This is a genomic window from Sphingomonas citricola, from assembly GCF_019429535.1.
GTDB lineage: Bacteria > Pseudomonadota > Alphaproteobacteria > Sphingomonadales > Sphingomonadaceae > Sphingomonas > Sphingomonas citricola.
On sequence record NZ_JAHXZM010000002.1, the window covers coordinates 654,327 to 667,139 of the forward strand.

Genomic DNA, 12,813 nt, shown 5'->3' on the forward strand with positions numbered 1-12,813 from the left:
GAAGCCTCATCGGGCTACCGTCCGGCGGACGGTGACGCCGCTGTTCTGCCCGGCATGGATGCCGAGCCACGCGGCGCCATGTCTTGTGCCAATCGCCGCGATGTCCGCCGCCGATGCCCGGTCATTGCCGGCGATAACAACATAGACGAGGGGGCCCATGCTACTCATGCCCGCAGCATAGCCCTTTGCATGCAAGTCGCCCAGAAAGCTGCTGACCGCGCTGCCGCACCGTTCGATCTCGCGCCGCTTAAATCCAACTTGGGATATACGGAGGAGCGATTCCGCCAGAAGGTCGAGGTCTGCGAGCCTGAAGGCGGGGAGGATACCGTGGTGCAGAAGAGCCATCGTCTCAAGCGCCTCTGCCCTCAGAATCGGGGCCTGAGTTTCGAAGAATAGTCGCTCGTCGGCACCATGCGACAGCTTCGCCTCCGGCAGGCACAACACGATCCGCCACGCTGACGGAAAGCGCTGCCGCATCATCAATAGGGGCGGGGCGGCGCGGGCGCCGCAGCTAGACGGCAAAAGGCTGCTGACCGTCGCCGCCGGCTGGCCCGCGTCCCATAACACACCGCCCTCGAAAAAGCCGTGCACGCCGATCCCCGAGGCGCCGCCGCGACCACTCAGCCGCTGCTGACTCTCCCGGGTACTGCCGGTGCCGAACAGCTTGTCGTGCGCGGTGATGACAGCCAATTTGAGCGCCGTCTTGGTCCCCAATCCGACATGCTGCGGCGCATGCGCATGCACCCTAGCCTGCACATGCCGCCCTCCTGCCCCTGCGAGGGTGTTGAGGAGGGTCTCCACCTCCGCTTGGCAGGCGGTATCGAGCGTGTCCGCGCCGACCAGTGCGGTCGCCGCGGCGGGTTCGAGCTCGACGTCTGCAGCAACTCGATTGAGCATAAAGCCGACGCCGCCGAACGCCCGGAGCGAGGCGAAGCCCATATCAGCGAGGCTAATATGAATACGCGATGCGGCGCGAACGCGAACGGGCAAAGGGGTCAAGCCGCCGCGTTAGGCGCTGCCGCCTTCCAGGTTTCGTCGTAATGCTGGACGAGATTGTCGAACATAAAGCCGCCGCGCACGAGCAGCGTCGGCGTGTTGCGACTCCGCTCCGCCATCAAATATGGACCCCAGAAGATCTCGTCATCGATCCTTAGCAAGTTAATCGCCGGGATCGAGCGCATCTTGCGCACCTCGAACCGCGTCCGGTCGATCTCGGCATTGTCCTCTACCGCGCGCAGGAAGGCCACAACATCGGCGCGGATTTCTCCCTTCGCGCCGCCTTCCTCCAGATCCCGATAGTCGGCGAGGCTATGGGCCCGGTTCGGAAAATCCGGGTCGAGCACGAGTATACGTACCTTGGCCTTGCGCGACCACTCCGCAAAGTCGCGAGCATAATCCTCGCGGAACGACGACAGGCCGAGTCCGATCAGATCAATTCGCTTAGCCGAGTGAAGCCGTTTGTCATAATGCTCCTTGATGCGCACCGAGCGGTGGCGAAACACGCCGGTGATGCCGGCAGCAGTGATGACCTCAAGCCGGTTCTGCGTCTGCTCCGACATCCGAACGTAAAGGTATAATACCATACCGGCGATGCCGGTCGCGAGCAGACCACTCCCCAGGCTCTGCGCGAGCGTCGCGCCCAGCAGCTTTTCTCCTTCCGTTGTCATCAACAGCATGCCGCTGAGCACGAGGAAGAGATGCACTACCAACCAGATAATACTCGTTGGTGATGACCAGGCGCGCATCAACTTCCCCCTCGCGTCGCCCTGCCGATTGTGTTCGGAGGTCCGACGTTGCATCCGCGTTATGGCGCATCGTCTGCGCCGAGGTCGACTCTTATCGGCTGGCCGATGGCAGCGAGATCGTACCGGAATGAACGTTTACGGCTGCCGGCCTGCGAGCGCTTCACCAGTGACCTTCTCTGTTAGAGAGGCGCGTTGCCGATGCACCGGAATGTGCTCCGCGGGGGCGTGGGATGCGGACGTAGGTGCGCCTCGATCAAGCCCGCCGACTGATTTATCGCCGTGCAGGCGATTATCTCATTGAGGAAGCTGTCGAGCAGCGTCGCTGATCAACAGCGTGCCCGGCCGGTGCTCAATTTGTCTTTGCGAGAGCGGCACATGTTGCTCGACCCATTCGCAGCTGGCTAAGATGCTCACATGGGGGAAAGTGTTGACGCCGAGCAGTTCATCGCGGAGTGGCGCAGCACGGGTGGATCGGAGCTCGCGAACACTCAAAGCTTCATCAACGACCTTTGCCGGCTGATTGGGGTCGAGCCGCCGCGCGGCAGCCGCACCGACGATACCCAGAACGACTATGTGTTCGAACGTCGCGTGTTCCAAGACAATGGCGACGGCACCGTCAGCTTTGGCCGGATCGACTGCTACAAGCGCGGCGCGTTCATCCTCGAGGCTAAGCAGGGCAGCGAGGCCGATCGCGCGGCCGCCGAACGCGGCGAGGAGGATCTCGACCTCTTCGGCCAAACCGCGTCCGCGCGCCTGAAGCGAGGCACGGCGCGGCGCGGGACACCCGGTTGGGCGAAAGCGATGGTGCAGGCCAAGGGCCAGGCCGAGCGCTACGCGAAGGCGCTGCCGGCGGACCATGGCTGGCCGCCGTTCCTGCTCATCGCGGACATCGGCTACTGCATCGAGGTCTATGCCGACTTCTCCGGAACGGGAAAGTCGTACGCCCAGTTTCCCGATCGCTCGCGCTATCGGATCATGCTCGACGACCTGCGAGATCCCGAGGTGCGCGAGCGGCTGGCCGCGATCTGGGACGCGCCCGCCAGCCTCGATCCTGCTGCTCGCGCGGCCCGCGTCACCCGCGATATCGCCGACCTGCTCGCCACCGTCGCCCGCCGGCTAGAGAAGCGCGGCCACACCGCCGAGCGCACCAGCGGCTTCCTCATGCGCCTGCTCTTCACGATGTTCGCCGAGGACAGCGGGCTGATCCCGGAGAAGAGCTTCACAAACCTGCTCAAGGCGCAGCGGGCGGCGCCGCAGCACCTTGAGCACCAACTCACCGCCTTGTGGGCGGCGATGGATGCGGGCGAGTTCTCGCCTGCGCTCGGCGTGCCGCTTCGCAAGTTCAACGGCTACCTGTTTAAGGATCGCACCGCCATTCCGCTCGACGCCGAGGAGCTCGAGGTGCTGATCCAGGCGGCCGAGCATCGCTGGACGGAGGTCGAGCCCGCCATCTTCGGCACGCTGTTGGAGCGCGCGCTCAACCCCAAGGAGCGCGCCAAGCTCGGTGCCCACTACACGCCGCGCGCCTATGTCGAGCGACTGGTCGGGCCGACGATTATCGAGCCGCTGCGTGCCGACTGGGCGGGCGTTCGAGTTGCCGCATCCGAGCTGATCGATCAGGGCCGCGCGGAGGAAGCACGCCGCACGGTGGAAACCTTCCACACCCGGCTCGCGCAGACCCGCGTACTCGATCCCGCCTGCGGCACGGGCAACTTCCTCTATGTCGCCATGGCGCGGATGAAGGAGTTGGAGGGCGAGGTGCTCGACCTGCTCGTCGACCTCGGCGACGACCAATACCTGGCCGAACTCACAGGCCACACGATCACGCCGGAGAACTTTCTCGGCATCGAGATCAACCCGCGGGCCGCAGCCATCGCGCAGCTGGTGCTGTGGATCGGCTATCTTCAGTGGCACTTCCGCGTGAACGGCGCCGACCGCCCGCCGCCCGAGCCGATCCTACGCGACATCCGCACGATCGAGAACCGCGATGCGCTGCTCGACTGGGACGAGCGCGTGTTGGAGCGCGACGAGCGCGGCGCGCCCGTCACCCGCTGGGACGGCGAGACGATGAAGCCTCATCCCGTCACGGGCAAGCCGGTGCCGGACGAGGCGGCGCGGGTGGAGGTGTATCGCTACGTCAAGCCGCGCGCGGCCAAGTGGCCGAAGGCGGACTTCATCGTCGGGAATCCGCCGTTCATCGGCAACAAGCGGATGCGTGAGCGTCTGAGTGCAGGATACGTCGAAGCACTCCGCAAGGTATACGCGCCTGTTCCTTCTTCCATCGACTTTGTCATGTACTGGTGGTGGCGAGCCTCTCGATCTGAGAAGTGGAGGCGGTTCGGCTTCATTACGACAAATTCGATATCTCAAGCCTTCAATCGACCTGTTCTCGATGGTCTAACATCGGGAAGGATCGTATTTGCGATTGCAAATCACCCATGGATTGACGCTGGCGAAGGCGCTGACGTTCGAATTGCCATGACCGTCTGCTCTCGGGATGACGGCTCGACACTACTTGAAGAGGTTACAGCTGAGGAACCAATTCCCGGGGGACAGGGAGAGCGGGCTATTTCGACGATTCGACAGGTCGGTGTGCATATATCAGGTGGCCTACGTACGGGAGCAAATGTTCACGAAGCGAAAGCATTGAGGGCAAATGTCGGGCTTGCCTGCCCCGGGGTCCAGTTATCCGGACAGGGATTTATCGTCGATTGGGCGATGTTGTCGCAGTTCTCGGCAGATGACAGAGAGATGTTCAAGAGGTACCTCACTGGATCAGAGCTTAATGCAAGGCCGAAGAATAGGTGGGTCATTGACACGTTCGGCTTCTCCGAAATGGAGCTCCGTCGTACACATCCGGCGGTGTACCAGTACCTCGTGATGCATGTTCTTCCTGAGCGGTCTCACAATCCACGACCTAAGTACGCTCGCGAGTGGTGGTTGCATGCTGAACCAAGAGCAAGATTTCGCAAAGCACTTGAGGGTGTGTCAAGGTTCGCGGTCAGTTCAAGGACGTCTAAGCACCGAACATTCGAATTTATCGAATCTAGTGTTCTACCAGAAACTAAGGTTCTAGTGATAGCGCTTCAGGATTACTTCCATCTTGGCGTCTTAATAAGCAAGTTTCACGTCCATTTCTCGAACGTCGCTGGCTCACGCCTCGGGGTTGGTGATGATCCGACATATAATCATAGTGACTGTTTCGATCCTTTTCCCTTTCCTGGCGAGGTACCGGAAATCGTCAAGAATCGCATTCGCGCCGAAGCCGAAGCGCTCGACGCGCTCCGCAAGCGCGTTCTCGCCGAACATGACGACCTGACCCTCACCAAGCTCTACAACGTCCTCGAAACGCTGCGCGACCGCCGCGTGCTCAGCCCGCAGGAGCGCGACATCCACGATCGCGGGCTCGTCACGCTGATCCGCCAGCATCATGACGCGATCGATGAAGGCGTGGCGGACGCCTATGGTTGGGGGGACGCGCATCGCGCCGGCACGCTGGACGAGGAGACGATCCTCACCCGCCTCGTCGCGCTCAATAAGGAGCGCGCAACAGAGGAGGCGCGCGGGCTGGTGCGCTATCTGCGCCCCGAGTTTCAGGACCCCGGCTATCGCGCGCCGGTCGCGGCCACGCTCGATCTCGGCGAGGCAGCGGTGGCGCCGATCAGTAACGTCATTCCGTGGCCGGCGACTCTGCCCGAACAGGTCGGCGCGGTGCAGTCGATCCTCGCCGCCGCGCCCGCGCCGCTCGGCGCTGCCGACATCGCCCGCAGCTTCAAGGGCAAGCGCGCCGCCACTGTCCGGCCGGTGCTCGATGCACTCGCCGGCCTCGGCATGGCCCGCCGCCTCAATGACGGGCGCTACGCGGCATGAGCGACCTCAAGCTTTTCCGCACCACATCATCCGGCGTTACCGAGCTGCCCGGCGGCGCAGTGGCTCTGGAGAGGTCGCTCCAAACGCTGTTCGAAGCCAATCTCGAAGCCTTGCTGGGCGTCCGCTTCCTCGCGTCGGAGTTCGTCACCAACGAGGGCGGTCGAATGGACACTCTTGGCATCGACGAGAATAACGCACCTGTCGTTATCGAGTATAAGCGCTCGTCCAACGAAAACGTCATCAACCAGGGGCTGTTCTATCTCGATTGGCTGATGGGCCATCGCAAGGACTTCGAGTGGCTGGTGATGGAGCGCCTCGGCAAGGAAGTTGCCGACAAGGTCGACTGGTCGGGCTCGCGGCTGATCTGCGTGGCCGGCGACTTCGGCAAATATGACGAGCATGCGGTTAAGCAGATGAATCGCACCATCGCTCTGGTGCGCTATCGGCGCCACGCGGACGATCTGCTGTTGCTGGAGCAGCTCACGGCGACCAGCGCCAAGCCGCCTGTCCCGGTGATCGCCACGTTCCCTGAGCCATTCGCGCCCGCACAGGGCAAGAAGTACAAGACCATCACCCAGCAGATTGCGGGGGCTCCTCCCGCTGTGCTGGATCTCCATCACGCGGTGTCAGCCTACCTGGAAGCGCTGGGCGATGACGTTCAGGTGAAGACGACCGACTTCTACGTCGCATATCGGCGTATGAAGAACTTCGCCTGTGTCGAGCTGCGCAACCAGCTCGGGAAGCTGCTTGTCTACCTCCGCGTCAGTCCGGACTCGGTCGCGCTGGAGCCAGGTTTTTCTCGTGACGTTCGCGGCATCGGCCACTTCGGAACGGGTGATCTCGAAGTGACGCTCCAGTCAGCAGCCGACATCGAGAAGGCGAAGCCGCTGTTCGAGGCCGCTTACCAGCAGGGATAGCGATGAGGCCGTCATGCTCCGTCACTTTACCGTTCGAACGCTAATTGTGTCCGCTGCTGATTAGAAACCTGCTAACCCTTATGTCAGCCGATCGCGCGACTTCGATTGTTTTGACAACCAAGCCGGCTCGGGGAGCCGCCTCGACACTCTTTAGGGTGCGTGTGTCCGTCGGGTACATGCGGCAAGCTTCCGGTATTAGCCCAACGCCGCCCTAAACGCGGACTTGTTGTTGCTGACGTGATGGATGAAGACGCGCTCGCCCGCGGGAGTTCGCAGCGCTTCCTCCAGCGCCTGCGCGGGGTCCGTCACCTGGATCACCGTGACATTCCCATTCGAGCCGCTGCCGGCGTCGTTCGCCGCCGTCAACCCGCCGTTGTTGCGGTGGCGCGGGTCACCCTCAGTCAGCACCTCCTCGCCTTTCCGGGCGATGATGGCCTGCTCATCGGGCGCGAGTCCGACGATCCCCCCGGTATGGAAGCGCTGTGCGCCAGCGAACACCAGCGGCGAGAGGTTCCGACGCTGACCTGTGCCCCGCCCAACGACGCCGCCGGTGTGAAGTGAACCGGCGCTGAAGCTCGCCGGGATTGGCACGCCAAGCGCGCGCAGGATCTGCACCGCGGCGGCAAAGGCTAGGAGCTGCACGAGGGCCTGCGCGATGGAAGCGATGAAGTTGGCCGCGAACTCCCGGACGCTCTGCCCCAGCGCCTTGAAAACGTTCTTCCCGGCGGCGACCTTATTGATGAAGCCGGTGAACGCGGTGGCCGCGGCGGACGCGAAGGCCTGGGCAATCGCCGTGTTTTCGATGCCGAGCGTCTTGCCCCAGTCCTGCGTCGCCTGCTTCGCCTGCCGCAGCTTGGCGATGATGTTGTCGAGCTGCGCCTGATCGATGATGCCTAGTTCCACCCGCTGCGCGGGGGAAAGCGCTTCATAAAAGGCGATCAGCGCATCATAGGCCTGCCGGATGTCGCCACCGAGCGTGCGAATCTGCTCGTCCACCGCATCGGCCTGCGTGTTGTCGCCGATCGATCGCAGGAAGTCCGCCTGTTCCCTGAGTAGGTCACGCTGCGACGCCAGCTCATCCACCGGCCGTTGCGCGTCGGCGAGCTGCGCGTTCAGGGCGTCGCGGGCGTGCTGGGCATCGAACAGGGCCGCTGCTAGTTCCTTCGCGGTAGCAACCTGCGCGTCCGTGACGACGACGGGCGCGTCGCCGTCCTTCAGGTTGCGGTTCGCATCCTCCGCCTTCTGGCGAAGCTCCAGCTCGGCGGCGGCGATGGACTGGCGCCGCTGTTCCGCAAGGAGGGCAGTGCCGTAGAGCCCGGCTTCCGCGCGCAAGGCATCGACGCTGCGCTGACGGTCCTCGTTGCCGTGCCGGATAGCCTGATTTAGCGCCTCCTGCCGATCCACGTTGGACTTGGCGATTCGCGCCTGTTCCTCCACCAGATCGGATTGGGCCGAACCCGTGTCGCCGACGCGGCCGGCGATGAACCTCTGCAACTCGCCCGCGGTGCGATAGCGTCCGCGCCCGATGTCCTTGCGCAAATAGCCTTGGTTGCCGCTCAGGATCTGTGCGGCGCGCGGCAGGCGCTGTATTATCTGGTCGACGGGCTTGTCGCTCGGCGCAGTGCGGACGGCCTTCGCCCCACCGGCACCAAGGAAGTGTGCAAGGTAGAGGTTCCCCGCCGTCACCTTGGCGCCGAACGACTCAAGGAAGCGGGCGTTCTCGCGCGCATACTGGTCGATGACGCCGCGGGCGATTCGCTCATTGCCGCGCAGGGCGAGCACCTGGCCGCGGCTCAGGCTCTGATCGGCACCGGGCGTGCGCCTATACACGGCGGCGAACGTCTCTTCGGTGAATTGCCCATAGCCGCGCGCCGACGAATGTGGGTTCTTCCCGGCGCCACCTTCCGCGCCGACCACGCGGCTTTCGAACTGCCGCATCTCGCGCTCGCGGGCCGCCGCAGCGGACTTGCGCGCCACATCGTTCGCCTTGTCGATGTCCGCCTGTTCCTTGGCGACGGCGATTTCCCGCAGCCTGGCAGCGACGATCGCATCCCCGGTCGATGCCATTTCCTGGCGATAGGCGAGTTCGCCGGCAAGCTGCGCACGGCGCCGGCTATCGGCGGCATTTAGCCCCGTCTGCCCGCGCTGGCGAAGCGCCTGAAGCTGCTGTTCGGCGTCAAGGTCCGATAGCCTTTCGGCACGATGCTTCGCGTCCGTTCCGTTCGGATCATCGTTGGCCGTGTCGGGCGCGCGACGCTCTAGCCGCGCCAGTTCGGCCTTCGCCTTGGCAAGCTGATCCTTCGACGCATCAACGAGGTGCTGGAGAGTGCCGGCGATCGGCGACCCCTTCGCGATGGCCGCCTCATAGTCGGTGATCGTCTTTTGCAGGTCGCGGATCTGCGCCTGCACCTGCGCGATGCGAGCGGATACGCCTGCGGTGGCGGGCTTGTCGTCGCCGAGTGCGCCCGAGATAGCGTCGCCCACGTCCCCCACGGCGCCCGCCAGTTCGTTCAGCACGCCGATGGTGATCTTGATCGGTGCCGAGTCGGCGATGAACTTGATGAGCGAGTCCCACGCGTTGCCGAGTGACCGCGCGGCTTCACCCCACGGCCCACGCGACTTGGCAGCAATGCCATCTTCCATGCGCTGATAGGCAAGGCGCGCTTCAGTGCGGGCCGCTTCGGCGTTGCCAGAGTCGAACAGCGCGCGGATGTGCTCCCGCTCCGACGCGGTGAGGAACTGCAGCTTGTCATCGAACTGGGCGACGGCATCATAGCCGCCGGTGAAAGCCTCCGCTGCAGCCCTGGCTGCGTCCGGCAGCGACTGCCCCAGCCGTTCCGCCGTCTCCTGCGCGGCGCGCCCCAAGCTGCCGATCGCGTCTGCGGCGACGCTCTGGTCCACCAAGGCATTGATCGCCGCATCGGCGTCCTTGGCGCTTGCGCCTAGCCGTTCCAGCGCCGCCACCTGGCCCGCCAGCGCACCCGCATCATAGCTGCCGCCATCGGCCCGGAACGCCAGCGACGCGCTAAACTTGCGCAGGCGCTCTGCCTGATCACCAGCCTCCTTCAGCCCAATGATGATGCCGCCGATCACCGCCGCGGCACCGAGGAACGCCGGATTGCTGAACGCGCCCACGATGGCACTGGTGACGCGAGGGAAGATCTGGAGAATCTGCCCGCCCTGCTGCCCAAGCGTCTGTGTCAGGCTGGTGCCGGACGCGAGCTGAGTTGCCACGTCGTTGATCTGGTAGCCGAGATTGGTCAGTTCATAGGGCTTCAGGCCAAAGAGCCCGACCTTGGCACCACTGCCTGCCCGGCTGTTGCGCTCCAGCGCGACACGGGCCTGCTCTGCCTCCGCGGCAAGGTGCTGTTCGGCACGGGCCAGCTCGTCGGCCTCGAGCTTCCCGGCGGCGGCGAGTTCCCGATAGCGTGCGAGGGAGGCGTTGAACCTGTCCTGGATCGCCGCCAGCGGATCAAGCTGCGCTCGAAGCTGCGCCGCCTCCCGCGCCATGCGTTCTTCGCCTTCGGCCGCTTTGATGAAGGCGGCGGCGGACGCGCGGGCCTGTGCTCCGCGCGGATCGTCGGTGATGTTGAACCGGTTGCGGTTGGCCTGCTCGGCGCGCTCTGCGTCCGCGAGTGCAGCCGTCGCAATTTCCTGCTCGCGGAGCTTCTCGATCTCGGCGGTGCGTGCCTCCGTCCGCCGGAAGATGTTGTCGGCCTCGATCAGGACCGAGGCTGCCGCCGCGGCGTTGCCTGTCGCTGCTGGTCGGCTGACGCCCGTTACATCGTTGATGCGTTGCTGAATGGCGGTGACGCGCTGAGCGGCCTCTGCCTGCTCGTTCAGCGCCTGCGTCGTCAGCTCGATCCGGGCGGCCGCGACGGCCTGCGCGTCCTCAACCGCATGAACGGTGGCGCTGAGCTGAAGGAGGGACGAACGGGAGCCGTTGAGCGCCGCTTCCTGCGTGGCGATTGTGCGCGTCAGGTTGTCGGCGCGGCTGGCGAGAGACGTCTGTTCCTGCTCGACGGCCTTGATCTGGGCGATGAAAGGTGCTTGGTCACGCCCCGCCAGCACTTCGTCAACGACGCCTTGCCGCAAGCTGGCGAGCGCGCGGGAAGCAGCTTCGGCCTGCGCCACGATGGCGGCAAGCTGGGCCTTGTTCGATGCTATGGAGGCTTGCTGCCGTTCAAACGCCGCGCCAGCCGCATCTGCCTTGCCGCTGACGGCGGCGAACGCCCGGTCGAGCGCGCCGAGCGTCTTGCCGAGTTCCGCGACGCCGCCGCTGGCGTCCGTGGCATCACCAAGGAGCGAGTCCAGCGCGCTCGAGACGGCTTTGATTGCCTGATCCGCCTCGTTCTTCGCGCGGATAACGAGATTCACGTCAGCGCTGCGAGTGCTCATCGGTGGGCCGCCTCCAGCATAAGGTAGTTGCTGAACTCCCGAACCGAGTCGAGAAGGACTTGTGCGATGCATTCGGCTGAATATCCAGCTCTGGTAGAGACAACCACTTGGAAGCAAGCCTCAAACAACTTCCTTCCTTCTTCGATCTGGTCGACTTCCTGCCGCTTCAAGTCCGATCCATACCAGACGACCCAGCGCTGCAGCTCGGGGAGCGCTAGCAGAACCTCCATGAAGGTCTTGTAGGGCTTATCTGCCGGGTCGCTCTCGCGCGCGAGGCGGTCGATTGTGGCACCGATGTCTCTGCCATGCTCTTCGATCACTGCAGCCATATCCGCCGCGGACAGTGGATGGACATTCCCGGAAATATTGTCGTTCGCCGAGACGGACACAGTCCGGCGCTCAGGTAGCTCGATTGAAGTGTAATAGGTCATCGAGGGCGACTCACATCAGCTGTAGACTCTACGGTCACAGCCAACATAATACGCTTACCTACAGAATGGGAGTCAATTCACTATTATCATAGATATTCAACTTAATGGTGAAAGCCATTCAACTTTTTGTCTTCTTAACGCGAGGCTTTGAAAATCGACATGAACTCGGTGCAACAGCCTAATCCGATCCTTGTCAGCGTCGATACGGCGGCGACCATGCTCGGCATGAGCCGACCGACGGTCTACAAGCTGCTTAACTCCGGTGCCCTTCACGCCGTGAAAAGCGGCGGCCGCACGTTGATCCCAACGCAGGCCTTGCGCGACTATGCTGAGACCCTGTCGTCTTATGTGCCGGCGGCACAGAATGGGAGGAAGGTGAAGCGGGTGGCGCCCGCGCTCGCCGCTCCAGTGGCAGACCGGATGCTTAGGATCGAAGCCGTTATGGCCCGCACCGGCTTAGGCAAAAGCTCAATCTATGGTCAGTCGGCGGCTGGTAAGTTCCCCCGCCAGATACCACTAGGCGGACGCGCATCCGGCTGGCGTGAGTCCGACGTGGATGCCTGGATCGCCGACCCTTCCGGCTACACGGCTAAGCCTTAGCTTCCTTGGCAAGGAACGCCGCCAGCGCGTGCCGGATTGCCTCGGGGCGTGACGGTGCCGAAGCCTGCCTCGCGACCCACTCGTCCAGCGCTGCAAGCTGGTCCGGCTGCAGCCGGACGTTGATACTTTCGCCTCTGCCAGTGGCAGGCCGGCCTCTCCGTTTTATGGCACCCGTAATTGACATGGTTAATATTGGGTGCCATAAAAGCCGAACTGGCGCAAGGAGCCTAACCCTCGCGCCAGTTCTCACCGCAACCGATCACTAGGAGATCGATCATGGCTACCGAGACTTCTACCATCGAAACTGCTGCTACGGCAGTGCCCGCGACGCCGGGCGTGGGACAGCTTTCCTTCACCGGCCGCCGGCCCGACGATAGCGGCGTCGATCTGTGGGCCCCCGCCGACGTTGGTGGCGGTTGGGCTGCCGAGTGCGATGCTGGTCGCGAATACGGCCGCGAGGCGGTTGACTATATCCGATCGTCTGGCGACGCTGCGGCTCTGGGCGGCATCGTGCGCACGATAGCAGAGCGCGGCACCTTCGGCGGCGTGGAGGCTGGCTTTTTTGCCGCGTTGTCGATGAGCCTTGCCGAACCCGCGTAACGAGAGGGCGGCGTGTTGAAATTTTCGACGCGTCGCTCCGTCTAGCGCAGTGGCGACTCAGTGGCGACTCGGCGACAGTCAAGGCTCGCCTTACCTGCACGAGTGCGGCAGCTAAGGCCTTGTAATACCATGAAAATAGTTTGGCAGGGGAGCTCGGACTCGAACCGAGGGCCTTCGGTTTTGGAGACCGACGCTCTAACCAACTGAGCTACACCCCTGTGCGGCTGCGGCTATTGTCGTACGCGGCCGGTT

9 protein-coding genes and 1 tRNA gene are annotated in these 12,813 nt (G+C 63.8%); 4 read left to right on the forward strand and 6 right to left on the reverse strand.

Going from position 1 to position 12,813, the window contains the following annotated elements; translation table 11 throughout:
• Positions 1-6: 6 nt before the first annotated feature.
• Together KZ810_RS07135 and KZ810_RS07140 are read right to left on the reverse strand one after the other, a co-directional pair.
• Positions 7-999, reverse strand: a complete 993-nt coding sequence (locus tag KZ810_RS07135) for a beta-ribofuranosylaminobenzene 5'-phosphate synthase family protein (RefSeq protein ID WP_219768273.1) — start codon at positions 997-999, stop codon at positions 7-9.
• Complete coding sequence (locus tag KZ810_RS07140; protein ID WP_219768274.1) at positions 996-1,745, reverse strand: hypothetical protein; 750 nt, start codon at positions 1,743-1,745, stop codon at positions 996-998. Before KZ810_RS07140 ends, KZ810_RS07135 begins: the two co-directional genes overlap by 4 nt.
• A gap of 414 nt (positions 1,746-2,159) precedes the next feature.
• Here KZ810_RS07140 and KZ810_RS07145 point away from each other — a divergent pair, with 414 nt between their 5' ends.
• Positions 2,160-5,615: a class I SAM-dependent DNA methyltransferase gene (locus tag KZ810_RS07145; RefSeq protein WP_219768275.1), complete on the forward strand. Its 3,456-nt coding sequence runs from the start codon at positions 2,160-2,162 to the stop codon at positions 5,613-5,615.
• Entirely contained in the window at positions 5,612-6,532 is a 921-nt protein-coding gene (locus tag KZ810_RS07150) for a DUF5655 domain-containing protein (protein WP_219768276.1), read from the forward strand. The genes KZ810_RS07145 and KZ810_RS07150 overlap by 4 nt, the downstream gene beginning before the upstream one ends.
• A gap of 195 nt (positions 6,533-6,727) precedes the next feature.
• Here KZ810_RS07150 and KZ810_RS07155 read toward each other — a convergent pair whose 3' ends face one another.
• A complete protein-coding gene (locus KZ810_RS07155; RefSeq protein ID WP_219768277.1) occupies positions 6,728-10,930 on the reverse strand; it encodes a phage tail length tape measure family protein in 4,203 nt (1,400 codons plus the stop codon).
• Positions 10,927-11,361 carry a hypothetical protein gene (locus KZ810_RS07160; RefSeq protein WP_219768278.1) on the reverse strand — a complete coding sequence of 145 codons (435 nt, stop codon included), beginning with the start codon at positions 11,359-11,361 and terminating at the stop codon, positions 10,927-10,929. The genes KZ810_RS07155 and KZ810_RS07160 overlap by 4 nt, the downstream gene beginning before the upstream one ends.
• A 147-nt stretch (positions 11,362-11,508) precedes the next feature.
• Here KZ810_RS07160 and KZ810_RS07165 point away from each other — a divergent pair, with 147 nt between their 5' ends.
• The gene (locus tag KZ810_RS07165) at positions 11,509-11,961 is read left to right on the forward strand and encodes an AlpA family phage regulatory protein (protein ID WP_219768279.1); all 453 of its coding nucleotides are present in this window, start codon (positions 11,509-11,511) and stop codon (positions 11,959-11,961) included.
• Here KZ810_RS07165 and KZ810_RS07170 read toward each other — a convergent pair.
• Complete coding sequence (locus tag KZ810_RS07170) at positions 11,951-12,145, reverse strand: ribbon-helix-helix domain-containing protein (protein WP_219768280.1); 195 nt, start codon at positions 12,143-12,145, stop codon at positions 11,951-11,953. The genes KZ810_RS07165 and KZ810_RS07170 overlap by 11 nt on opposite strands.
• 92 nt (positions 12,146-12,237) lie before the next feature.
• Between KZ810_RS07170 and KZ810_RS07175 the strand changes: the two genes are divergently transcribed.
• Positions 12,238-12,561 carry a hypothetical protein gene (locus KZ810_RS07175; RefSeq protein WP_219768281.1) on the forward strand — a complete coding sequence of 108 codons (324 nt, stop codon included), beginning with the start codon at positions 12,238-12,240 and terminating at the stop codon, positions 12,559-12,561.
• 141 nt (positions 12,562-12,702) lie between these two features.
• Here the strand turns inward: KZ810_RS07175 and KZ810_RS07180 are convergent.
• Positions 12,703-12,779, reverse strand: a tRNA-Trp gene (locus KZ810_RS07180).
• Positions 12,780-12,813: the final 34 nt, after the last annotated feature.

Excerpts from the sequence above, each read along its gene's own strand:
- KZ810_RS07175 (WP_219768281.1), top strand. The coding sequence starts at position 12,238 with ATGGCTACCGAGACTTCTACCATCGAAACTGCTGCTACGGCAGTGCCC.
- KZ810_RS07170 (WP_219768280.1), bottom strand. The coding sequence starts at position 12,145 with ATGTCAATTACGGGTGCCATAAAACGGAGAGGCCGGCCTGCCACTGGC.
- KZ810_RS07160 (WP_219768278.1), bottom strand. The coding sequence starts at position 11,361 with ATGACCTATTACACTTCAATCGAGCTACCTGAGCGCCGGACTGTGTCC.
- KZ810_RS07150 (WP_219768276.1), top strand. The coding sequence starts at position 5,612 with ATGAGCGACCTCAAGCTTTTCCGCACCACATCATCCGGCGTTACCGAG.
- KZ810_RS07155 (WP_219768277.1), bottom strand. The coding sequence starts at position 10,930 with ATGAGCACTCGCAGCGCTGACGTGAATCTCGTTATCCGCGCGAAGAAC.
- KZ810_RS07140 (WP_219768274.1), bottom strand. The coding sequence starts at position 1,745 with ATGCGCGCCTGGTCATCACCAACGAGTATTATCTGGTTGGTAGTGCAT.
- KZ810_RS07145 (WP_219768275.1), top strand. The coding sequence starts at position 2,160 with ATGGGGGAAAGTGTTGACGCCGAGCAGTTCATCGCGGAGTGGCGCAGC.